Here is a 21,882-nt window from a genome sequence, read left to right as displayed (position 1 = left end):
TTTATGCTGGTTCGTGAGCTGATGAATCCACAGGTGGTCACCATCACCCCCGGGGAGAGCGCCGCCCTGGCCGCCCGCCTCCTCTCCCGGTACGATCTGGGGGCCCTGCCGGTATGCCAGAACGACGGCCGTCTCCGGGGCATCGTCACCGATCGGGATCTGGTACTGCGCTGCCTGGCCCCGGGGGAAAACCCGGAACGCCTGCCGGTGGGAGACGTAATGACCCGGTCCTGCGCCTTCGTCACCCCAAACGCCGACGTCACCCAAGCGGCCCATATCATGGCCTCTGCCCAGGTGCGGCGGCTTCCCGTGGTGGAGAATCAGAAGGTAGTGGGCATCCTCTCCCTGGGGGACCTGGCCCGCAGCCGGGCCTGCGATATGGAGGCCGGCGCCGCTTTGGCGGATATCTCACGGGAGATCAGGAAAGCGTCGCTAAATTTGGGGGCACGCGGACTATAGTACCACGGCGAATATTTGCCTACACACGGATATCGAGGCGCTAATAAAGGCTGTAGAGAAGGAATGATTTGTTCGTAATTTATAACCCAATTAACACATACTGCGATGCACAAAATTTTAATAGTGTGAAACCATTGAAAATGCTTGCATATGCGCTCATATTGTAGCTAGCGTCTGTTTGAAAACTGGCAATATGCCCGGCGGCCAGGAGCTGGAGGCGGCTGTTTTGAAGGACGCGGAGCGGATCCGGCGGCGGGCCCACCCCTTTTTGGAGGCCATTGAGGGGGACAACCAGCCCTATCTGGACCTTTTGGGCCGGTATGTCAAAAAATATATTGAACTGCACGGAATTTAGCAGGGCATAGAAAAAAGGAACAACTGTTTGCGCCAGGAGAAAACGTGTGTTATAATAGGGGTATCAAATTGTGCCCGGACACAAGAGGAGGGACCGGCATGAAGGCGATTTCCCCCAAGCAGCAGCTGATTTACGACTATATTGTCTCGTTTCAGGCCAGGCACGGCTATCCGCCCTCCGTGCGGGAGATCGGGGCCCATGTGGGGCTGAAATCCCCCTCCACAGTCCACTTCCACCTCAAGGGGCTGGAGGCGGCGGGGATGATCGCCAAGGAGGAGGGCAAAACCCGCGCCATCACCATTGTGGGAGGCCCCGCCCGCCCGGTGCTGGAGGAGCTTTACGGCGGGGCGGACCGGATCCCTCTGGTGGGCAACGTGGCCGCCGGAGCGCCCATTCTGGCAGAGGAGTATATTGAGGAATACCTCCCCTTTGACACCAACGGCAGGCCGGGGGAGTACTTTGCCCTGAACGTCCGGGGGGAGTCCATGCTCAACGCGGGGATTCTGCCGGGGGATCTGGTGGTGGTCCACCGGCAGCTGGAGTGCTATAATGGGGAGATCGTGGTGGCCCTGTTTGAGGACGAGGCCACGGTAAAAACCCTCCGCCGCAGGGACGGGAAGACCTGGCTCATGCCGGAAAACCCGGAGTACGAGCCCATTGACGGCACCTTTGCCCAGATCATCGGCAAGGTGGTGGCGGTGATCCGCCGGTACTGAGCCGGGAATGGAGGTTTATAAAATGTGTAAACTGCGTGTATTGTGGCGGGGCTGCGAGAAGCTGGTGGCCCGGATGGACATGGTGGACGCCGCCTGTCTGAAGCTGTCGGCGGCGTCCGCGGGGGTGCTGCTGGGACTTGGTGTGTCCAAAAAGCATAGGGGGCTGGCCGGCGTTCTGGCGGCGCTGACTTTGGCGGCTGCTTTCCCCATTCTGGTGCTGGAGTTTTTTGACTATGTAGGCGAGGCCTGCCAGGAAGCCGCCGGGGAGGAGTAGCATGGCGAAGAAAAAGTCCGGCCGGTTTGTGGTGGTGTATGAGCAGAGCCTGTTTACCGCCATGCCCTGCCAGATTGTGCAGGACCGGCAGACCAATGTGCAGTACCTGGTGATGACCTCGGGCGGCGGCGTCACCCCCCTGCTGGACGGGGAGGGCCGGCCCCTGCTGGGCTCCCCCATCAAGGAGGACGGAGATTGAAGCTGATTTCCTGGAATGTAAACGGCCTGCGCGCCTGCCTGGGCAAGGGGTTTTTGGATTTTTTCCACGAGACAGACGCCGATGTGGTCTGCCTGCAGGAGACCAAGATGCAGCCGGACCAGGCAGAGCTGGATCTGCCGGGCTATCAGCTGTTCTGGAACTCCGCCAAGAAGAAGGGCTACTCCGGCACCGCCATTTTTACCAGAATCCCCCCGCTGGCGGTGACCTATGGCATCGGCCTGGCGGAGTACAACGGCGAGGGCCGGGTGATTACCGCTGAATTTGACGGCTTTTTCCTGGTGTGCTGCTATACCCCCAACGCCCAGCGGGGGCTGGCCCGGCTGCCCTACCGCATGGAGTGGGAGGACGAGATGCGCAGCTATCTCAAGGGCCTGGACGGGAAAAAGCCGGTGGTGCTGTGCGGGGATCTCAACGTGGCCCACCAGGAGATCGACTTAAAACACCCCAAGGCCAACCGGGGCAGCGCCGGCTTCTCCGACCAGGAGCGGGAGAAGATGACCCGGCTGCTGGACGCCGGGTTTACCGATACCTTCCGCCTGCTCTACCCGGAGGCGGAGGGGGCCTACTCCTGGTGGTCCTATATGCACCGCGCCCGGGAGAACAACGTGGGGTGGAGACTGGACTACTTCATCATCTCCCAGCGGCTGGAGGGCCGGGTGGCCGACAGCAAGATCCTCTCCCACGTCATGGGCAGCGACCACTGCCCCGTAGAGCTGGATTTAAAGGAACTATAACCGCGTTTCAGCGCAGATTAAGGGGTAAGCCGTTATAAGACTTGCCCCTTTTTCGACTTTTTTAAAAAATTTTCTTTTTTGTTGTACACATGGATACAACTTTTGGCCTGTTTTTTCCTACAGGTAGAAGAACATCCCGTTCTTACTATTTATAAAGGAGAAGACAGATGTATTTCAAGCAATGGCAGACGGTGCTCTTTGTCCAAAAGTCAGATTCACCAGAATGGGTCAGATGGGTACACCAATCAGAAGGGTACACACACTGCGATGAATGTCTCATGCTGGACGGGTGTTTCTTTCTGAGGAGTAAGGCCCCTCCATGGCCGCACCATCCAAATTGTCACTGTATTTTGGAGCCCGTGGACTACGCTGTAGTACAGAAGAACGCCTCTACATACAGCGATTACAGCAAATTTGATCCCTATTTGTTTAACACACAGAATCGGCATCCTCACGGAAAAGACAAACTATTTAAGCAATGGGGCTATACAGTCGAGGATGCCAGTTGGTTGCAGAAAGAATTTGAGAAACAGGCAGCAAAAAAATATAGTTTAGGAGAGTATGAACTCGGAGTTCTCAATAAATATGGGCAACGAATCAATATTCGAATTGAAATACCAAGGCAAGATAGAGCTGGGGATATTTCATTCATTACAGGATGGACGGTATGTCCCGGTGGGAAGCTCAAATTAAATACACCATATGGAGGGCGGTAAGGTGAAAGAGTTAGATTGTGTAGAGGTCATCGTCGAGAAGAAAACATACGCCAGAGAGGGCGTCCATAAGGGAATGCAGGGGTGGATCTGCGATCCCCGCAGCCTGGGCGGGACATGGCTTGTCAACTTCCCGCAGTATGGTGAGAAGGACGATATTGCAGAAATCGTAGTGAAAGAAGAAGATTTGAGGCTGGTTCCGCAAATGGATGTCAAACGCAACGAACAGATCAAAGCCCAGTTTGGGGACTAAGGCGTCTGCATCATTTTGGGCGGAGGAACATTATGAAAGAGTTGGATTGCGTAGAGGTCATCGTTGAGAAGCCCAAATACGCCAAAGAGGGCGTCCACAAGGGGATGCAGGGGTGGATCTGCGATCCCCGCAGCCTGGGCGGGACATGGCTTGTCAACTTCCCGCAGTATGGGGAAAAAAGCGATATTGCCACTCTCTCCATCGCGGAATGCGATCTGATGCTGCTGAGGGACGGAATGGACACCAGGATCAACGAACAGATCAAAGCCCAGTTTGAGGATTAAGATGTCTGTCCCATTTTGGGCGGAGGGACACATTATGAAAGAGCTGGACTGCGTAGAGGTCATTGTTGAGAAGCCCAAATACGCCAAAGAGGGCGTCCACAAGGGGATGCAGGGGTGGATCTGCCACCCTGATTGTGTAGACGGCTATTGGCTTGTCAACTTCCCGCAATATGGAGATAAGACCGATATTGCCGAGATTGACATTAAGGAAGAAGATATGACAGAAGTCCCCATTATGGACGTCAAACGCAACGAACAGATCAAAGCCCAGTTTGGGGACTGAGACAAGGCGGCGGACCATTTCCGGTCCGCCGCCTTTTTGCCCAGAATGTGCCTTAGAAGCTCGGTTTCGCTGTGTATTTAGCCTTGGATATTAGGATGGGTCTTATACTGTGCCGCCGCTACAGAGCCGTTCACGTCGCCGCCGGAAGCAAATGCCTCCACCACAATTTTGTAGGTGCCGGAATTTGAGGTAAGGGAGAAATAGACCGAGGAATTCTGACTGTGCGGCTCGACATACATCATCGAAACGTACTTTGTATTGCTTACGTCGGTCCGATACAGATACACCTTGACCTTTTCATTGGTGTCGTTCTGGTGCCAGTAACGGATGTAGCTCCCGTATGCGGGTATTGCCGCGAACTCGCTGGAATTCCATTGGCCGCTTGTATCCTTGCAAGTCGAGCTGTACAGGTCAGACAGCGGCATAATCCCGTAATCGGGGTCAGTGACTTCAGGCGGGTCTACCGGGGGGGTGCCGGCCGCGAAAGACGGGACCGCCGCCGCTGTCAGCATGGTCAGCGCCAGCAGGGCGCCGCCGGCGAGGTAAATGCATCGTTTCACGGAAATTCCTCCTTTTAAGGTTTGGGCGGCGGATCAAACACAGCCCGCCGCCCTTTTGTCTGTCACGGGTTTGGGAATCTGTCCAAAAAGCCCTGGTTTCGCTGTGTGCTTACTCCATCTCTGCTTGCGTCGTTCCCACACGCACGGTAATCTTTCCTCTTACAGGGGAACCGTCGGAGGAGGATACCTGACACCAGTAGGTATCATACACGCCGTTGCTCCACAGCCAGAATACCTCCGCCTCCCCTGGCTCCAAAGACCACTGACCAGAGATAGCCGGATTTGAAGTGTAACCCTGGTGGAAGCTGAAGTTCATACGTGAACTACCTTCATTGGTCACATAGACCTTTGCCACCCGATAGGTATCCGTCAGATCAAACTCAAACTGATTGGAAGCCTTGCCGTTATAGATGCTTTTACTGGTATAGACATGCTTGTTGACACGGGTTTCTTTGCCTCCACCTTGGTCCGGCTTTGTGCCGCTCCACGCAATGGGAGCCGCAGGGTCTTCGCCAGCCGCGAAAGAGGGAACCGCCGCCGCGGCCAGCATGGTCAGCACCAACAGGGCGCCGCCGGCAAAACGCCGTCCGTTCTTCATGGAAATTCACCTCCTTTCGCAATAAAGTGATAAAGCACACTGCATCTTTATTCATCTCCTATTATATAACATTTTTTGTTTTTTCAAGTATATATTTTATTGTTTTAAAATTTATACACAAAATCTGTTTTTGCTCCGGCATCTCCTTTTTCTCCTGTCAGGATTCCCGTAAAATCGGAGGGGGGGAGGGGGTATACTGTATTCCAGAAATCGGAAAATCACGGAACACAAAAGGAGCGGAACTGACATGAGCGGATGGCACAGCAAGACCCCGGGGGAGGTTTTAGGGAAGCTGGACAGCGACGGCCGCCGGGGCCTGTCCACCGGCCGGGCGGAGGAGCGGCTGGCCCAGTACGGGCCCAACCGGCTCCGGCAGGGGGAGAAGAAGGGGATGGTCCGGCGGGTGATGGAGCAGCTGCGGGACCCCATGATCCTGGTACTGCTGGCGGCGGCGGTGCTCTCCCTGGCGGCCAGCGGGGGGGAGGACTGGCTGGACGCGGCCATTATCCTGCTGATCGTGGTGGTCAACGCCTGCATCTCCATCTCCCAGGAGGACAGCGCAGAGAAGGCCTTAGAGGCCCTGCGCAGCCTGTCCGCCCCCATGGCCAAGGTGATCCGGGACGGCAAGCCCAGCCGGATTGAGGCCGCGTCTTTGGTGCCGGGGGACATCATCCAGCTGGAGGCGGGGGACTTGATCCCCGCCGACGGACGCATTCTGGAGTGCGCCGGGGCGCGGGCGGACGAGAGCGCCATGACCGGCGAGCCGGTCCCCGTGGCCAAGGAGGCGGAGGCGGTGCTGCCGGAGGACACCCCCCTGGCGGACCGGGTGAATATGGTGATGGCCTCCACGGTGATCACCGCGGGGCGGTGTACCTGCGCCGTCACCGCCACTGGCATGGACACCGAGATGGGGCGCATCGCCGGGATGCTGCTGGGGGAGGACGGGGGAGAGACCCCCCTCCAGAAAAAAATGGACGAGGTGTCCAAAACCCTGTCCTTCCTCTGCCTTTGCGTGTGCGGGATTATGTTCGGGGTTGGGATGCTCTTTCACCAGCCCATTTTAGACATGTTTATGACGGCGGTCTCTCTGGCGGTGGCGGCGATTCCCGAGGGGCTGCCCGCTATCGTCACCATTGTACTGGCCCTGGGGGTGGCCCGAATGGCCAGACGCAGCGCCATTGTGAAGCGTCTGCCGGCGGTGGAGACCCTGGGATGCGCCGGGGTGGTGTGCTCCGACAAGACGGGAACCCTCACCCAGAACAGGATGACGGTGGTGGAGGTGTGGACCCCCAGGGCGGAGGACCGGGGTCTGGCCCTGACCATCGGCGCTTTGTGTAATGACGCCCGGCTGAGCCGGGAGCCGGGGGGAGCGCCCCTGTGCCAGGGGGATCCCACGGAGGCGGCGCTGGTGGAGCTGGCCGCCCGGGAGGGCGTGGACAAAAACAAGCTGGAGGGGGAGTACCCCCGCCGGGGGGAGCTGCCCTTCGACTCAGAGCGCAAGCTGATGAGCACCATTCACCCCCGGCCGGAGGGGGGATTCCGGGTGATGGTCAAGGGCGCCCCCGATGTACTGCTCAGCCGGTGCCGTATGGATGCCGCGGAGCGCCGGGCCGCCCTGGCCCAGAACGAGGCCATGGCCCAGCGGGCGCTGCGGGTGCTGGGGGTGGCCTGGCGGGATCTGGAGTTTCTCCCCAAGGAGCTCACCAGCGGGGTGATTGAGCAGAATCTCCGCTTCGCCGGCCTGATGGGCATGATCGATCCCCCCCGGACCGAGGCCAAAGAGGCCGTCGCCCGCTGCCACGCCGCGGGGATCCGCCCGGTGATGATCACCGGGGACCACAAGCTCACCGCCGTGGCCATTGCCAGGGAGCTGGACATCTTCCGCCCCGGGGACCTGGCCATCACCGGAGAGGATCTGGACTTCATGCCCCAGGAGCTGCTGGACAGCGACGTGGAGCACTTCTCCGTATACGCCCGGGTGTCCCCGGAGCACAAGATGCGCATTGTCAAGGCGTGGCAGAGGCGGGGGAAGGTGGTAGCCATGACCGGGGACGGGGTCAACGACGCCCCCGCCCTCAAGGCCGCGGACATCGGCTGCGCCATGGGGATCACCGGCACCGACGTGGCCAAGGGGGCGGCGGATATGATCCTCACCGACGACAACTTCGCCACCATTGTCTCCGCCGTGGAGGAGGGGCGGGGGATCTATGCCAACATCAAAAAGGCCATTCACTATCTGCTCTCCTGCAACATCGGGGAAATTCTGACCATTTTCTCCGCCACCCTCTTTCGCTTTCACCAGATGCCCCTGGTGCCGGTGCAGCTGCTGTGGCTGAATCTGGTGACAGACTCCCTCCCCGCCCTGGCCCTGGGGGTGGAGCCGGTGGAGGCGGGGATAATGGAGCGGGGCCCCCGGGATGTGCAGGCCTCGTTCTTTGATCGCAGCTTCTCCCTGCGGCTGATCTGGCAGGGGATGATGGTGGGCCTGCTCACCCTGGCGGCCTATTTTCTGGGGGAGTATGTTCTCTCCGACCCGGCCAGCGCCAGCGCCACCGCCAATACCATGGCCTTCGCCACCCTCACCTTCTGCCAGCTCTTCCACGCCTTCGACGTGCGCAGCGAGGACCAGTCCCTGTTCCGGATCGGCGTGCTGTCCAATCCCGCCATGAACAAAGCGTTTCTCGCCGGGGCCGCTATGCAGATGGCCGTGCTGTGCATCCCGCCCCTCCAGCGGGTGTTCAAGACCGTCCCCCTGGGTCTGACGGAGTGGTTTGCCGTGCTGGCGCTGGCGGCGGCGCCGGTGGCTGTCTGCGAGCTGACCAAGCTGGTGCGCCGCCGGAAAAGCCGACGGCGCGCCCCGCACACAGATGGCCCGATTGACGCGGCACGGCGGGGAAGCGGGGCCCGCCCCTGACAAAATTAAACGGCAGCATTTTGGAAATTTTTACTTTCAAGCAAAAAATCAGGCAGTTCTGAACTGATAGCGTGCGGCTGCCTGATTTTTTGCGATCAAACGATATTGTTAAATTATTCACAAAAGCCGTTGCATTTTCTCTTTCCATCGTTTATAATAAGGTCATCGCGAAAGGCGAGTTGCTTGCGGAACCTACAGTGTCAAATTTTTAACGAACAATTCATTTTTTGGAGGGTCATCACTTATGAAGGACATCTATGTTGTCAACTGCTGCCGTACTGCCATTGGCACCTTTGGCGGGTCCCTGAAGGACGTTCCCGCTGCCAAGCTGGGCTCCATCGCTGTGGCTGAAGCCCTCAAGCGGGCCGGCGTGAAGCCTGAGCAGGTGGATGAGGTTATGTTCGGCTGCATTCTGACCGCCGCCCAGGGCCAGAACGTGGCCCGCCAGGTGTCTCTGGGCGCCGGCATTCCTGTGGAGGTTCCCGCCTACACCGTCGGCATGGTGTGCGGCTCCGGCATGAAGTCCGTGATTGAGGGCGCCCGCTCCATCCTGGCCGGCGACGCCGACATCATCGTGGCCGGCGGCACCGAGAATATGTCCGCCGCTCCCTACGCCCTCCCCACCGGCCGCTACGGCGCCCGGATGAACAACACCGTCATGGTGGACACCATGGTCAAGGACGGCCTGTGGGACGTGTACAACGACTACCACATGGGCATCACCGCCGAAAACGTGTGCGAGCAGTGGGGCCTCACCCGGGAGCAGCTGGACGCTTTCGCCCTGGCCTCCCAGCAGAAGGCAGCAGCCGCCCAGCAGGCCGGCCGCTTTGACGACGAGATCGTCCCCGTCCCCGTGAAAGTGAAGAAAGAGATCGTGGACTTTAAGAAGGATGAGCACCTGCGCGCCACCTCTCCCGAGGCCCTGGCCAAGCTGCGCCCCGCCTTTAAGCCCGACGGCGGCCTGGTCACTGCCGGCAACGCCTCCGGCATCAACGACGGCGCCGCCGCCATTGTGCTGGCCTCCGGCGAGGCGGTGGAGAAATACGGCCTGAAGCCCATGGCCAAGCTGGTCTCCTGGGGCCAGGGCGGCGTGGATCCCAAGATCATGGGCGTGGGCCCTGTGCCCGCCTCCCGTCAGGCCATGGAGAAAGCCGGCCTGAAGATCGAGGACATTGATTTGGTGGAGGCCAACGAGGCCTTTGCCGCTCAGTCCCTGGCCGTGGCCCATGACCTGGGCTTTGACATGGGCAAGGTCAACGTCAACGGCGGCGCCATTGCCCTGGGCCACCCTGTGGGAGCCTCCGGCGCCCGGATCATCGTCACCCTCCTCCACGAGATGGCCAAGCGCCCCGACGCCAAGAAGGGCCTGGCTACCCTGTGCATCGGCGGCGGCATGGGCACCGCCACCATCTTTGAGAAGTGCTGAGCGCTGCGTAAAAAAGCAATATTTTAGTAGGGGGACACTTTCAGAAGAAAGTGTCCCCCTCGCATTGCCGGAAGGGGCAGCCCAACCGCCGGGCAGTGCAGAATCTCATCCATGGTGAGGATCTCAAAGCCCTCCTTCTTGCCCTTGAGCTTGACGGTATCCCCCAGGGAGGTGGCGCGGATGCGGCCCTCCAGGGTGTCCGCTACCGCCCGGGAGATGTAGATGGTGCCGCCGGGGGCGTTGGCCTCCAGGCGGGCGGAGGTGTCCACCGTGTCGCCGATGGCGGTGTAGTCCATACGCTGGGGGGAGCCGATGTTCCCCACAACCGCCTCTCCCACATGGACGCCGGCACGGTGCGGCCAAACCGGGCCATCAGCTCCTCGGAGAGCGCTTTGGAGCCCTCCACCATGTCCGCCGCCGCTTTGACCGCCTGCATGATGTAATCCTCCTGAGGCAGGGGCGCCCCCCATCTCTATGGCCCTTATGATACAGCATGATCCATTGTTGTAAAACCGCGTGGGAGGAGGAGAATCTTTTCCAGCAGCCGGTTATAGTTGCGCTCGGCGGAGAGGGACACTCCTACCTCCTTGTTGGTTTTTTCACGCCGGCGGAACGGCTCCGCTTTGCGCGGAACAGCCCCGGCGCGCCATCCGTTGGATGCCAATTCTGGCTTGGATGGTACGCCGGGGCTGCCGTGCCGTCCTCAGACGGCTGTGAGGATTGGGACGTTCCTGTTCGTCCCCCTCTTCTGCTGTTTTCTCAGCGGTTCTGCCTGGGGGTGGTGGATCGTTAAAGGAGGTGAAGAAAATTTCACAGGTGTTGAGATCTGAATCACCCACCCCCAGGGTTTCCCGCCGAGACAAACAAAGGCGGTGCAGGGATGTACCTCAGTCCAACCCACACCGCATTTATTCAGACACAAACCCCAAAATCTCAATCGCCCCCTTGTAAAGGGGCTTCATTTCAGATATAATAGGGCTGGCGCAGCAATGCTGTTGTGTGGGAGGGTGTTTCTCCCGCATAGGGACGAGAGGTGGTTGTCACGCCTCTCGCCCTGCCTTTCTATTTGTCTCGTATCCCTACTATACCACAGTCTTCTACAAGTTTCAAGAAAATTTTTACAACACGGCGCGGCAAACTGCCGCGCCGTGTTGTCTTTGCCGCAGATATCCTTTACTTCAGACTTAAAAATACCTGCCCCGCCGCCCGGGCAAAGCAGCGGGCCCCCGCCAGCGCCTCCTGAAGCGTGTTGCCGTGGCTGCCCACCTCCACCAGCAAGGCCCCCGGGCTCAGGTTCTGGTTGTACACAGAGCCCCGCAGCGTCATGGGCCGGGCCAGGGTGGGGTAGAGGGTGTCCAGACTCTTTTGGATCCGCACCGCCAGGGCCAGGTTTTCCGCCCAGTCCGGGTGGCCGTCGCCGCTGCCCAGCACCAGCATGACCTGCGCCGCCTTGCCCCCGTCCACCTGGGTGACGGTCTTATAGACGGTGCCGTCCCCTCCTATCAGGGCGTCCCGGTGGACGTCCAGCACAATGCGCAGGGAGGGGTATTTTTCCAGATACGCCTGAATGGCCTGGCCGGAGCGGCGGTAGGCCCCGTTATAGCTGGGGTAGTCGTACAGCGCCCGGTCGTGGACCACCGACAGGCCCATCTCGCCAAAAACCTGCTCCATCTCGTCGCCGATGCGCAGCATATTCTGGTGTTCGTCCAGGGTGCGGGAGTTGTTGTCGCTGGGGGTGTAAGTATCCGTCCCGGCGGGCGTGTACGCCTCGGTGGTGTGGGTGTGGATGATCAGAATTTGAGGGCCCTCCTCCGCCGCCGGCAGGGTGAAGGACACCCCGGCGGCCTGGGCCGCGGCCAGATCCACTGGCAGGCTGGTGCGGTTGTAGAGATACAGTCCGTTGTCATAGGCGTAGCCCTGGGTGGTGGCGGGCACCAGCGTGCGCTCCACAATGTCCTCCGGCGGGGCGGTGAGGGCCGGCAGCTCCCCGTCCTCCGGGTCCGGCGTGGGGGCGGGGGCGGCGGTCTGGGGCGGTGCGGACGCCGGGGGAGCGGGGGAGGCGCTCTCCTGGACCTGTTCCGGAACAGACCCGTACCGCAGCAGGGGGGACTGCTCCACCACCAGCCGCTGCCAGAAGTCCAGCTCATCCATCACCCCGCCCCCCAGGGGGCCCAGCTCCGCCCCCAGGGCCGCGGCGGCAAAGCCGGGGCTGCAAAGCGCCTGGAGCGCCCCGGCGGACAGCCCGTTTTCCGCCCCCAGCAGCAGCGTCCCCGCCGCCGTGGCGGCCATGAAGCAGGCGGCGGTCCGCCGCAGAACCCGCCCCCATTGAATGGGTGGTTGTCTCATCTTAGATTCGCCCTCTTTCTCTTCCGTGTTTTCAGCCTCTGGGATACCATATGCGCGGGGCCGGGGGGATATGAGGGGAATTTATACTTTGGGCTTGGGCAAAATGTCAAGACTAAATTACAAAAAATTATAAAAAGTTTTTAATAGCCCTAAAAACGGGGGTCCCGCTCCAGGTGGGATCCCCGTTTTTCGCGCCTCCACGGCGCTGTCGGTGCAAAAATGGCGCAAAGAATTGGCCGGCGCCCCTGGGCGTTTCCGGCCTGGTCGTTTTTCCGTGTTCAGCTGGTCAGGCCGCCACGGTCATGTATTCGTCATAAAGCATTTGCGGCGTTTTCCACCCCAGGATCCGGCGCGGATAGTTTGCCAGCCACTCCTCCACCTCCGCCACCTCCGCCGCGCTCACATTGTCGAAGTTGGTCCCCTTTGGAAAAAACCGCCTTATGATCCGGTTCATGTTTTCGTTGCTGCCCCGCTCATAGGCAGAATATGGGTGGCAATAAAAAATCTTTGTGCGCGGTTTCCTGGCCCGCTTGGATCGCTCCATCCCCTCGCAGTCCTGGAACTCGCACCCATTATCCACGGTGATGGAGCGGAAAACCTCCCGGAACTTTGCCCCCATGCGGCGCTCCATGCGGTCCAGCGCCCGGACCACGCTTTCCATGGTATGATCAGGCACCCGGACGATCACGGGGTAACGGGTCAGCCGCTCGGTCAGCACCACCAGGGCCGCCTTGCTACCCTTGCACCCCATAACACTGTCCATTTCCCAGTTTCCGAAAGTTTCCCGGCTGTTGATCTCCTCCGGGCGCTGTTCAATGGTGTCCCCCTTGGCCGGTCTGGCCCGGTTATTGTCGCCCGCTTTCCGCCCCTCGTTCCGCCGCTCCCCTTTATACAGCAGATCCGCCTCGGTCAAGTTCAGGAAAATGTCCCCCCGATAAATCCAGTTGTAAAGGGTGGTTTCACAGATTTCTGTATCAAATTTTTTCCCGTCGATCTGGATCTGTGCCAAGGCCGCACCGGGGGACCGCTTTTTATTTATGATCTGGTCCTCAATGTACTCCACAAAAGCAAAATCTTTCCCCAGCTTAACGTCCGGCCCCTTGGCCCTCAAATTTTCCTGGTATTTCCGCTCCGCCACGTCCGCGCAGTATCTTTCCACAAATTCGTATTCGCTGGTTTGCTGAACGCACATTCCCCGCGCAATCTCATTATAGATCGTTTTCTTGCATACCCCTAATTCCTGCGCAATCGCCGCCGGTTTTGCCCCGGTCCGCAGGGCGCCCTCTATTTTCAGCCGTTGCTCCCACCTGATATGTTTATATCCTTTGTAATTCATAGCAGCCTCCTTGTGGTATGACAAAACCGGCGCGGTGCAATACCACGCCGGTTTCACTCTCTCCCCAGCAGCCACAACACGGAAACCTCCAAAATATCCGCTATGGTGGTCACTTCATAATCTGCCACATACCTGCTGCCGCTCTCGATCCTGCTTATGCTGTCCCGCTCCATCGGGATCCCGATCAGTTGTAATTGTCTGCATAAATCAGACTGTGAAAAGCGTTTCGCCAGGCGGGCCAGTCTTATGCGATCACCGCAAATATTCCTTTTCCCGTGAAATGTGTATGCCCTCATAGTCGCCTCCAGCCGCCGAAATAATCAAAATTTTTCTTAATATTACCACGGTTCCGTTTTCCGGCCCGTTGGAATATCCAGCAATCAAAAATTTTGTTGTTTCGGCTCTGAAGGCTGGGCCGAAAGTGTCCCGGCCCCTTTTCTTTACTCCTCGGACAGTTTGCCCATGTCCGCCTCGATCAGCCCGATTATATAGGCGTTTAGGCTCTTTCCGCTCTCCTTTGCGTGTTGCATTATTTTTTCTTTTGCCCCCCCTGGAAAGCGGATGGTGTAATGGTCCAGTTTTTCAAGATACCGCTTGTTCCCCTCTAAATGCGCTTTTGTTGCCATGTTTATCACCTCGCCATTACTATACCACATTTCCATACATGAAACCATGAACATTTTACACAAAGTTCATGCAATCATGTTTGTGGATTCTGTCAATAGATATTCATGCAATCATGTAGTATAATTCTTATTGTAAGGCAAGGGTACAGCCCTTTACGAAAGGAAGTGAGGACATGGACGAAATGAACACCACAATGGCCCTGCTCCGTGCGGTTCTGGAACTTATCGCTAAATGCGAAACGCTCGAAGAACTCCGCGAAAGCGTTAAGCGGATCATGGGCGAATAAAAAAGGATAGCGGCTCCCCCGGTCAAAGGTAAGCCGCTATCCGCCACAAGGGCAGGCCGGTAGCCTTACACCGGCCCGCCCCCATAATAACAAAGTAAGGCGAAAAAAACAAGGGGGCAAACGAAAATGGCACAGTTTGAAGTTGGCAAGGAATACAAAACCCGCAGCATTGGTGATTATGATTGCATTTTTACCATTCAGGTCACCGGGCGCACAGCGAAAACCGTTTCTTATAACTACCTGGGCCGGTCCCGCCGCTCCATGGTCCACGTTGACCAGGATGGCGAATGGATCCAGCCGGACCGGTACAGCATGGCCCCCACGTTCCGGGCCAGCCGCACAGCATGACGCAAAAGGCCCCCGGCAATTGCCGGGGGCCTCGCTGTTGCCCCCGCTGCCGCCATGTGGTAGAATTTTGGCGGGAAAGGGGGTGATAAAATTGGATCGGGAACGTTTGATTTATGACTTGTCTCTTGCATACTCCCAGGAATGTCTCCGCCGTTTTGACGATCAGCAGCTACACAGTATCGCAGAACACGGCGAAAAAGTTTATGGCGCTTTTGAAACGGCCTGGGAATATTTTCAGGAGATAGTCCCGGCTGACGTGTTCGACAGATAGGCGGATCTCCTGACAATCCCCAGGACCTCCTCGAAGTCTGCCCACGTCAACCGCAGTTCGGCGGATATTTCCAATATCCGCCGGGCTGCGGTCTTTTTCCGTTCACATTCTTCCCGCATTTCTTTGGCAAAATTATTTTCTTTCATCTTTTCCGCCCCTTTCCTCTTGGAAGAACTTAATCCTATCTGCCGCCGGGTCGTACTCCATTACGGCCCGGCACTTTTTTTCTGGCAACAGAAAACTTACCAGCCAGGGCAGCAGGGCCTCAAATTCCGTATAAGATGGATCCCCGGTCCTTTCGATCCGGTCTTTCCGCTCCGTCTCTATCCTGCGGTAAAACTCCCGCATAGTGGTTTCATATACTGCCCGTTTAACGCTGATATTTGTAATGGGTCTTATTCTTTCTTCCTTGCTACCCTCCATATCTATTTCCCCCGGTTCTCCAGGCGGGTGATCTGCTCCAGCATTTGCCGGAATTTATCCCACCCAAACATGGCCGCAAAGGCCACGAAAAAGCCCAGGCCGATGGCGGCGGCCACCATGTACCAGACAACGGGGACGGCCATGATCCGGCACACGGCGAAAAACGCCAGCAGGGTCACGGCCATGGCCACGATAAAGGCCAGCAGGTTGGTGGGCACCTTGTCCCAGGTCAGTTTCTTGACCACCTCCACAATGATGTTGGTGATCACCATAAGGATCAGCACCGCCAGCAGGATGGCCGAAAGGACGCCGGGAATGTTCTGCAGAATGGTTTCCATGTTCATGTCCTCCAAAAGATTTTATTTCACAGCCCCGCCCAGGGCGCACAGCAGCGCGTCCAGGCTGGGGAATGTGCGATAGTTGGCCAGCCAATAGTCCGGCGTGTTAATCACGCCAGCGGCCACCAGGGCGGCCACGCCGGCCTCCGGGGTGGTGGTCCGGGTCCCGGCCTTTGTGATCTTCTCCGCCGCCTGGATCAGCAGGCGGTCCAGATATTTGACCTTGCCGGACGCGGCGGCGGTGTTCCAGTAGTCCGGGGAATTGATCACACCCAGCCGGGCCAGCTTGCCCACAGCTGCCGCCGCCTCTGTCAAATAGACCACCTGGCCCACCCGGATCAGGTTCTTGTTTTGGATCCCGTTGATGGCTGCCAGGGCGTCCACAGTGGTGCCATATTTGGCCGCGATCTTGCCCAGTGTGTCACCCGCCGCAACGGTGTGGGCGGTGCCCTGGACCACGCTGGAGGCCCCCGTGGTGGGCGTCGTGGTGCCGGTGGTGGTCCCGCCCAGCTTTTTGGCAATCGCCGCAAAATCCGGGCAAATAAACCCGCGTATGTAGCGGCCATTTATGGCCATGGTCCGGGTGCCCACCTTGCCGCCGCTCATGTTACCCTCTGTCACCACAAAGGACCCGGCGGAAACCTTGGACACGATCCCGATATGGTCCCCGGCTCCGGTGCAATCGCCCACGCCGTTGTCCTGCCAGTCATACACGCAGGCGTCCCCGATCTTGGGCGTGTGGGCGTCGTTCTCCACCCATATGCCCAGCTTTTTGGCCACCAGCGTGTATTTTTCCACGCCGCACTCGGTCCCGGTGTACTCCGCGATCCCGGCCCGGATATATGCCGCGCTGACCGTAGCGGCGCAATAGGCGTCTTTCACCTGGACCTTATAGCCCCGTGCCAGGGGCCTGTAATTGTTGTAGACCTCCAAAAGATCCAGGTGTTTGGCGCTGCCTTTGGTGGCTCCGATCCATGCGTTGATAATGTCCACCACTTTCTGGCGCAGTTGGTTTTCTGTCATTTGTGTTTGCCTCCCTTTACAGGCCCACGTCCGGGGGTTCCTCCCGCTCGGTGGGCGGTTCCGCCGGGGCGCCCTGGCACCCGCTCCGGCCCGTTTTGGCGGCCTCCGCCGCCTTGTCTTTGTTGGTCTTTATCCAGCCCATGACGCCGTTTTCCAGGCCGCAGACGCCGAACACGCAGGCGGTCAGCGCGGACGGCTCCGCGCCGGTGTGCCAGAACACGGCCAGGTCCGCCACGGTATAGGCTACCAGGGTCACAGCCTCCAGGATCAGCACCTTGTCCATGACGCCCACCTTTTCCCGGCGCCCGCCGTCGTCCCTCTGGAGGCGGCGGGCACGATACAGGCGCGGCGCTATGACATGACACAGCAGGAAACCCATGGCGGTCCCTGCGGCCATGGCCAGTGCGGCCACCACCACAGTTTTGGTCATGCCGCTGCCGTCAGCAGGTGGATCAGCCCAGCGCCCAGGGCGGCGGCCAGCACCCCCAGCACGCCGTAAAACAGCTTTTCCACCATGCCGTCCCACCGCTTGCCCGGTTTCTTTTCGATGGCGTCCACCTTTGTCCCCAGGGCGGTCACGTCGGTTTTGATCTCCGCCATGGTTTCGGTCTGGTGCCGCTGCTCCGTGGCCATGACCTCCACGGCGGTGGCCAGCCGGTTCAGGGTGTCCACCTTTTCGTCCATTTCATCCAGCCGGTGGGTGTTGGATTTACTCCGGGCGTCTACCTCCACCAGCTTGACCGCCATTTCCTCCGCGTTCACACCTCACACCTCCAATTTTCAGCGGGGCCGTCGATAGCCTCCGCGTATTTATGCTGCAGGGTGGCGATCTCCTCCGCACGAGTCAGCGCGTCATGTTGTGCCAATTCCATGGCCTGGGCCTGTATGATCACATTCTGCTGGTCAATAATGGCGCACAGATCCATGATCAGCTTGGCATTATTCACCGTCACCGCCATCCATAGCGGCATATTCCGCCGACACGTCCTTTTTGACCTGCTCTGCAAAGTCGAAAAACGCCTGGTATTCCTCCGGCTTGGCGTCCCTCTGGCGCAGGATCGCGATCTGGTCGTCCACGCTGTACCTGGTATTGATCACCTTGGCGATCATCTGCTCACGGTTGATCCTCATGTTCTGATTTTCCATTTTCGCTGCCTCCAAAAATTATTGTAGTTTGCACCTTGGCGCCGCCGCCCCAAACAGTTCACGGAATAGCTTGTCCATGCTCTGGACGGCTTTTCTGCCACCCCGGTGCAGGGCGTAGCCCTTCCATGACCCGTATGCTGCCGCCGCGCCCTCTGCGGTCATTTCTCCAGCTGCCACTTTTGCGGCAAACTTTTTTAACCGCCGCCGTTGTCTTGTGATACTCTCCCGGCACATTCTCCGCTCAACCTTTCCCGTTTCTGTCAGCCGGTGCTTTGCTTTCAGAAATTTGAAACCATGCCGGATCGGGACGATCCTGGTTTTCCTCTGATTGACTGAAATGCCCAGGGGTTCGCAAAATGAAATTACAAGCCCCACCGCCTCCTTTGCCTCTTTCTTTGTCCAAAATAACATATAGCCGTCGTCCATATATCTGGCATACCAGCGCACACGCAAAACCTGCTTAATGAAATGATCCAGGCTATTGGGATAACTCACCGCCGTGATCTGTGAAATTTGACTGCCTAGCCCCAGGCTTTTCCCGGTGTACTGTTCCGCGTCCTGCCGTTTTACCCTTTGCCAGTTCGTTGTTGCTGTCGGATAGCCAAAGGGAATTACAAAATCTTTCAAAAGCCGCAGGATCCGGTGGTCCCGAAATGCTTTTGAATAGACGTTGAAACATTCCCGGTGCAGGATATTGTCAAAATATCCCGAAAAATCGAATACCACTGCCCAGCCGTCATTACTGAAACCGTTAGCCCTGTAAAACTGCTGCAGGTGCGCGGTCAGGCGGTCCATGCTCCGGTCCACGCCCTTGCCCTCCAGGCAGGCACCATTATCATAAATCAGGCCACGGCCCAGCATGGGCACCAGGGCATTGTCGCAGGTGCTCCGTTGTACCACCCTTTCCGAATAGTGGACGCTGCGAATATGCCGCAGTTTCCCGCGCTCTATGGTGTCGAACTCCACAAAGCCCTTTGTGATGTTCTCCCCAGCCTCCAGCTTCTGGTTCGTTTCCTCCATGTTCCGCAGCAGGTTCATTTGATACCTCTGGACGCTGGTTTTCCAGCTGACATTCCGCATAGATTTCTGGTTGCCCCGGTATAGCGACTTATACCGGGATATGTTTTCCATCCGGTCATTTTCGGCGTATCGTTTCCACTTCTTTTCCTCTCTGGCAGCTTTCCGCCTCTGGTATCTGGCCTCCCGGCGCCTCTCCAGTGAAGTCATGCAAATGTCTCCTTTTGGTTTGTGGACCTTGTACGGCAGTCCCGCCCCGCCGGTTCGCCACTCCCGGCGCGGTGGGTGTGTCTTTCCGAAATAGCCGCGTAATGATACCGGGCATGAAACTGGCGTGATACACACAGACACGCCAGCCATGCACAAAAGCGTCCGCCCGATCATATCAAGGCCCAAATTTACCCTTGCGGGATGGTTATGCGCTCCTTCCAAATAAAAATTGATTTTTGAAAATCAGGCACGGCTTTCACCGCCATTTCTGGCGTTTACTCGGTCTGGCCCAGCCCGCAGGAAACGGGCTGTATTGGAATCACAGGGGCGCGTAAATGCCGCCGTTCGTGGCCACGTTGTTGTTGGCGTTGCCGTTGTTGTTGACAATGCACACGTTAGTGGCGGACTGACGTTGCGCGGACGCCTCCCACCAGTTGCAGCGGCCACCACGACGACGGTTTATCAGCGCATAACCAATACAAAAATCAAGGTGTTTGATCCTTGAATTTTGCTATGAATTTATTGTCTGATTTCCTCCAGCCTCGCAGCAGGGATCCCTCTTTGATCAGCAGTTCCGTTACCGGCTGGAATTTATCGGGGTTGACTGGCAGGGTTGTGAGTATGTACTGCAAAAGCTGGAGAATTTGCTCCACGGTTATAATGGCCTGTGTCTGATAGTCGCGCCGTCTTTCCGCCTCCCGTAAATTTTGCGGATATATGGTATTTGCCGCCGTAATGTAGTCGATCAATTTTATAATCTTCTCCACCATGGGAAACGTGAACACAGGCCGCCACCGCTTTGGCACGATTTTTTCATTCATTACAAACCGGGTCAATTCCGCCCGGATCAGCGTGGCCGTGTGGTAAAATTCCAGTTGGCTCTCGCTGCGTTTATTTTTTAGTACGCTCATTTACCTGCCCTTCTTTCCGTTCTCTCCATCCCGCCCCACATGGGGGCGGGATGGCCCTGATTAACCGATACGGAAGCACAGGGGCGCGTAAACGCCGCCGTCCGTGGCCACGGTGTGGCCGGCGTCGCCGCCGTAGCCGACAACGCACACGCGAGTGGCGGACTGACGCCGCGCGGACGCCTCCCACCAGGCGCAGCGGCCACCACCGTTGCCCGCGCCCTTGATGATGTGCTTTGCCCCGCCGTAGAAAATAGGGTACTGAAGGTTGCAGCCACCGCCGCCGGTCCATCCCGCGTCACCGTCAGACCAGAACGTGTTACCGAATACCTCCACCTCGGTGGGCACCCACAGTTTGCCCATGGTGTTCCAGTCCCAGCCGGTATCGCTTTCCAACGCCCCAGCCGCAGAAAAACGATGCTCCAACAGGGCGATTTTTTCCACAATGCAGGGTTTCAGGTCAGCAGGCAGGGCCGCGTATACGCCTACCGTTTCATCGTTCAAGGTATGGAACAGCTTGGAGGCCCGCCACGGATTGGGTTCGGCTGCGGTTCCGTTGTTGGTGGCGGTGTCGTTGAACACCTTCGTACCCGCCAGACAGTCACGGGAAATAAAGTCAACATGATGGCCGATCATGGTGGGATAGCCGCACTTGTAATAGTGGTCAATTCCGGCCACCTCCATGATCACCACCTCGCCGGTAGTCAGGGTGATGGTCTTATAGTCACCGATATGGATCCCGGCCATGTCACCGGCCAGAATACGCGCCCGCAGGTTTGCCCAGCTGTCGGTCAGTTCCTTGCCATAGGGGACCCCGCCGGCCAGAAAGGTTTCCTTGAAAAACTCGGTTGCCGCGTCAAACGGCGCCCGCCCCGTCCCCTTTGCGTCTGTGTCCACCAGGATCGTGTCCGTCCCCTGCAGACCAGTGATTTTCTGCAATTCGTTTGTTTTCAAACTCATTGTCTTTTCCTCCCGTTAAAGTATTTTGACAGCGGAAATTTCCGCGCTGTCCCTGGTTGTAATGACCGCCCCATTTCTCCCCGCCAGCGGTGTGGCCAGACTGCCGGACATGATGGCATTGGTAAGCGCCTGGAGGCGGCGGGTGTAGTCCGCCCGAATATCGTTGGCCAGTTGGAACAGCAGGGCGGTTTCTGCTCCGCAGCTGCATTTCTGGCGGTTTTCGGGTTCCTTCCTATATACGGATATTCCGGCGCCGTCCCTGGTTACGATCTCCTCCCCGGCCCTGTCTGCCAGCGGCGAATAAACCCGCCCGGTCAGGATTTCCCCAGCAATTTGTCCGTAAATTTGCGGCATGACGGCAGCGGTACAATATTCCGCCACGTCCTGGGCAGTCATCCACGCCTCTGCCGGATAGCCCAACGAAACCTCCACGCCTGCGGTCACAGTTATGGACACCTGATAGCGGCGCACGTCCGGGGCCATGCCCTGGGTGTAGGCGCTCACATACTGCTTTGCGTCGCCCAGGGAGCCATAGTAGACCATGACATTTTCCCGCGTGTCCGGGTCCCTGGCATAGATGGCAAAGCCGCCGATCCAGAAACCCACGGCAAGGCCACCGTTTAAGTCGCTGCGGTATTCCACCGTCATGGTGGCCGTGCTGTCCTTTACCGTGGGCACGGTGCTGGTTCCGGCAGGACCTGGATCAATGGGGGCAGTCAGCTTTCTGGCCGCGTCCGCGCTGTCCGCCGTTCCCTTTTCCATGATCACGCCGGACAATTCCAGCGTTTGCCCCGCCACCATTTTGGCCAGCAGACGGTTTCCGGCCTCTGTGATTACAAAGCCGTAAAACATGG

Annotated in this window: 31 protein-coding genes and 1 pseudogene; 14 read left to right on the top strand and 18 right to left on the bottom strand. The window is 58.3% G+C overall.

Going from position 1 to position 21,882, the window contains the following annotated elements:
* Positions 1-3 precede the first annotated feature (3 nt).
* The 10 genes from D1159_RS04870 (at position 4) to D1159_RS04830 (ending at position 4,291) form a co-directional block, all read left to right on the top strand.
* Positions 4-459 (top strand): CBS domain-containing protein, encoded by a 456-nt coding sequence (locus tag D1159_RS04870; protein ID WP_161844552.1) that lies wholly within the window; start codon positions 4-6, stop codon positions 457-459.
* A 178-nt stretch (positions 460-637) separates the two neighbouring features.
* On the top strand, positions 638-814 hold the full coding sequence (locus tag D1159_RS04865; protein WP_161844551.1) for a hypothetical protein: 177 nt from the start codon (positions 638-640) through the stop codon (positions 812-814).
* Positions 815-912: 98 nt separating this feature from the next.
* A complete protein-coding gene (gene lexA / locus D1159_RS04860) occupies positions 913-1,530 on the top strand; it encodes a transcriptional repressor LexA (protein WP_161844550.1) in 618 nt (205 codons plus the stop codon).
* A 22-nt stretch (positions 1,531-1,552) separates the two neighbouring features.
* Positions 1,553-1,804, top strand: coding sequence for a hypothetical protein (locus tag D1159_RS04855; RefSeq protein WP_161844549.1), 252 nt, complete (start codon positions 1,553-1,555; stop codon positions 1,802-1,804).
* Position 1,805: 1 nt separating this feature from the next.
* Entirely contained in the window at positions 1,806-2,003 is a 198-nt protein-coding gene (locus tag D1159_RS19125) for a DUF6440 family protein (protein ID WP_202620934.1), read from the top strand.
* Positions 2,000-2,758: an exodeoxyribonuclease III gene (locus D1159_RS04850; protein ID WP_161844548.1), complete on the top strand. Its 759-nt coding sequence runs from the start codon at positions 2,000-2,002 to the stop codon at positions 2,756-2,758. The genes D1159_RS19125 and D1159_RS04850 overlap by 4 nt, the downstream gene beginning before the upstream one ends.
* A 359-nt stretch (positions 2,759-3,117) precedes the next feature.
* Complete coding sequence (locus D1159_RS04845) at positions 3,118-3,474, top strand: DUF6883 domain-containing protein (RefSeq protein ID WP_347563633.1); 357 nt, start codon at positions 3,118-3,120, stop codon at positions 3,472-3,474.
* 1 nt (position 3,475) lies between these two features.
* Entirely contained in the window at positions 3,476-3,724 is a 249-nt protein-coding gene (locus D1159_RS04840; protein WP_161844546.1) for a hypothetical protein, read from the top strand.
* Between the two features lie 32 nt (positions 3,725-3,756).
* A complete protein-coding gene (locus tag D1159_RS04835; protein WP_161844545.1) occupies positions 3,757-4,008 on the top strand; it encodes a hypothetical protein in 252 nt (83 codons plus the stop codon).
* A gap of 34 nt (positions 4,009-4,042) precedes the next feature.
* A complete protein-coding gene (locus D1159_RS04830; RefSeq protein WP_161844544.1) occupies positions 4,043-4,291 on the top strand; it encodes a hypothetical protein in 249 nt (82 codons plus the stop codon).
* 77 nt (positions 4,292-4,368) lie between these two features.
* On the opposite strand, the gene D1159_RS04825 is transcribed toward D1159_RS04830, so the two are convergent.
* Together D1159_RS04825 and D1159_RS04820 are read right to left on the bottom strand one after the other, a co-directional pair.
* Positions 4,369-4,851: a hypothetical protein gene (locus D1159_RS04825; RefSeq protein WP_161844543.1), complete on the bottom strand. Its 483-nt coding sequence runs from the start codon at positions 4,849-4,851 to the stop codon at positions 4,369-4,371.
* A gap of 109 nt (positions 4,852-4,960) precedes the next feature.
* The gene (locus D1159_RS04820; protein ID WP_161844542.1) at positions 4,961-5,449 is read right to left on the bottom strand and encodes a hypothetical protein; all 489 of its coding nucleotides are present in this window, start codon (positions 5,447-5,449) and stop codon (positions 4,961-4,963) included.
* Positions 5,450-5,696: 247 nt separating this feature from the next.
* Here D1159_RS04820 and D1159_RS04815 point away from each other — a divergent pair, with 247 nt between their 5' ends.
* Positions 5,697-8,363: a calcium-translocating P-type ATPase, PMCA-type gene (locus D1159_RS04815; RefSeq protein ID WP_161844541.1), complete on the top strand. Its 2,667-nt coding sequence runs from the start codon at positions 5,697-5,699 to the stop codon at positions 8,361-8,363.
* A gap of 244 nt (positions 8,364-8,607) precedes the next feature.
* Positions 8,608-9,789, top strand: coding sequence for an acetyl-CoA C-acetyltransferase (locus tag D1159_RS04810; protein WP_161844540.1), 1,182 nt, complete (start codon positions 8,608-8,610; stop codon positions 9,787-9,789).
* 23 nt (positions 9,790-9,812) lie between these two features.
* On the opposite strand, the pseudogene D1159_RS04805 reads toward D1159_RS04810, so the two are convergent.
* From D1159_RS04805 to D1159_RS04790, 5 genes and pseudogenes are all read right to left on the bottom strand, one after another.
* Positions 9,813-10,130, bottom strand: a pseudogene (locus tag D1159_RS04805) (adenylate/guanylate cyclase domain-containing protein); the annotation flags it as partial.
* 832 nt (positions 10,131-10,962) lie between these two features.
* Positions 10,963-12,135 carry a stage II sporulation protein P gene (locus D1159_RS04800; RefSeq protein WP_161844538.1) on the bottom strand — a complete coding sequence of 391 codons (1,173 nt, stop codon included), beginning with the start codon at positions 12,133-12,135 and terminating at the stop codon, positions 10,963-10,965.
* A 286-nt stretch (positions 12,136-12,421) separates the two neighbouring features.
* Positions 12,422-13,471 carry an IS30 family transposase gene (locus tag D1159_RS04795; protein WP_160583864.1) on the bottom strand — a complete coding sequence of 350 codons (1,050 nt, stop codon included), beginning with the start codon at positions 13,469-13,471 and terminating at the stop codon, positions 12,422-12,424.
* 53 nt (positions 13,472-13,524) lie between these two features.
* Positions 13,525-13,767, bottom strand: a complete 243-nt coding sequence (locus tag D1159_RS19515; RefSeq protein WP_160583866.1) for a helix-turn-helix transcriptional regulator — start codon at positions 13,765-13,767, stop codon at positions 13,525-13,527.
* Positions 13,768-13,911: 144 nt separating this feature from the next.
* A complete protein-coding gene (locus D1159_RS04790; protein ID WP_160583868.1) occupies positions 13,912-14,097 on the bottom strand; it encodes an Arc family DNA-binding protein in 186 nt (61 codons plus the stop codon).
* Between the two features lie 413 nt (positions 14,098-14,510).
* On the opposite strand from D1159_RS04790, the gene D1159_RS19120 reads away from it, so the two are divergent.
* A complete protein-coding gene (locus tag D1159_RS19120; RefSeq protein ID WP_202620926.1) occupies positions 14,511-14,732 on the top strand; it encodes a hypothetical protein in 222 nt (73 codons plus the stop codon).
* A gap of 91 nt (positions 14,733-14,823) precedes the next feature.
* The gene (locus D1159_RS04785; protein WP_161844537.1) at positions 14,824-15,003 is read left to right on the top strand and encodes a hypothetical protein; all 180 of its coding nucleotides are present in this window, start codon (positions 14,824-14,826) and stop codon (positions 15,001-15,003) included.
* Between the two features lie 132 nt (positions 15,004-15,135).
* Here D1159_RS04785 and D1159_RS04780 read toward each other — a convergent pair whose 3' ends face one another.
* The 11 genes from D1159_RS04780 to D1159_RS04730 all read right to left on the bottom strand — a co-directional run bounded on the left by D1159_RS04780 (position 15,136) and on the right by D1159_RS04730 (position 21,880).
* A complete protein-coding gene (locus D1159_RS04780) occupies positions 15,136-15,426 on the bottom strand; it encodes a hypothetical protein (protein WP_161844536.1) in 291 nt (96 codons plus the stop codon).
* Between the two features lie 2 nt (positions 15,427-15,428).
* The gene (locus D1159_RS04775) at positions 15,429-15,764 is read right to left on the bottom strand and encodes a hypothetical protein (RefSeq protein WP_161844535.1); all 336 of its coding nucleotides are present in this window, start codon (positions 15,762-15,764) and stop codon (positions 15,429-15,431) included.
* A 21-nt stretch (positions 15,765-15,785) separates the two neighbouring features.
* Positions 15,786-16,787 (bottom strand): LysM peptidoglycan-binding domain-containing protein, encoded by a 1,002-nt coding sequence (locus D1159_RS04770; RefSeq protein ID WP_161844534.1) that lies wholly within the window; start codon positions 16,785-16,787, stop codon positions 15,786-15,788.
* Positions 16,788-16,803: 16 nt separating this feature from the next.
* Positions 16,804-17,217, bottom strand: coding sequence for a hypothetical protein (locus tag D1159_RS04765; protein ID WP_161844533.1), 414 nt, complete (start codon positions 17,215-17,217; stop codon positions 16,804-16,806).
* Positions 17,214-17,549: a hypothetical protein gene (locus D1159_RS04760; RefSeq protein WP_161844532.1), complete on the bottom strand. Its 336-nt coding sequence runs from the start codon at positions 17,547-17,549 to the stop codon at positions 17,214-17,216. Before D1159_RS04760 ends, D1159_RS04765 begins: the two co-directional genes overlap by 4 nt.
* Positions 17,546-17,758 carry a hypothetical protein gene (locus tag D1159_RS04755; RefSeq protein ID WP_161844531.1) on the bottom strand — a complete coding sequence of 71 codons (213 nt, stop codon included), beginning with the start codon at positions 17,756-17,758 and terminating at the stop codon, positions 17,546-17,548. Before D1159_RS04755 ends, D1159_RS04760 begins: the two co-directional genes overlap by 4 nt.
* Positions 17,727-17,933, bottom strand: coding sequence for a hypothetical protein (locus D1159_RS04750; RefSeq protein ID WP_161844530.1), 207 nt, complete (start codon positions 17,931-17,933; stop codon positions 17,727-17,729). The genes D1159_RS04755 and D1159_RS04750 overlap by 32 nt, the downstream gene beginning before the upstream one ends.
* A gap of 18 nt (positions 17,934-17,951) precedes the next feature.
* Positions 17,952-19,160 carry a reverse transcriptase domain-containing protein gene (locus D1159_RS04745; RefSeq protein ID WP_161844529.1) on the bottom strand — a complete coding sequence of 403 codons (1,209 nt, stop codon included), beginning with the start codon at positions 19,158-19,160 and terminating at the stop codon, positions 17,952-17,954.
* Between the two features lie 485 nt (positions 19,161-19,645).
* A complete protein-coding gene (locus D1159_RS04740; RefSeq protein WP_161844528.1) occupies positions 19,646-20,071 on the bottom strand; it encodes a hypothetical protein in 426 nt (141 codons plus the stop codon).
* Between the two features lie 60 nt (positions 20,072-20,131).
* Positions 20,132-21,028, bottom strand: a complete 897-nt coding sequence (locus D1159_RS04735; protein ID WP_161844527.1) for a hypothetical protein — start codon at positions 21,026-21,028, stop codon at positions 20,132-20,134.
* Positions 21,029-21,043: 15 nt separating this feature from the next.
* Entirely contained in the window at positions 21,044-21,880 is an 837-nt protein-coding gene (locus D1159_RS04730; RefSeq protein ID WP_161844526.1) for a hypothetical protein, read from the bottom strand.
* Between the last annotated feature and the right edge of the window lie 2 nt (positions 21,881-21,882).

The organism is Pseudoflavonifractor sp. 524-17 (assembly GCF_009935845.1).
Lineage (GTDB): Bacteria > Bacillota > Clostridia > Oscillospirales > Oscillospiraceae > Pseudoflavonifractor_A.
The sequence above is the reverse complement of the archived record's forward strand: the minus strand, read 5'-3'. Positions and strand labels throughout refer to the sequence as shown.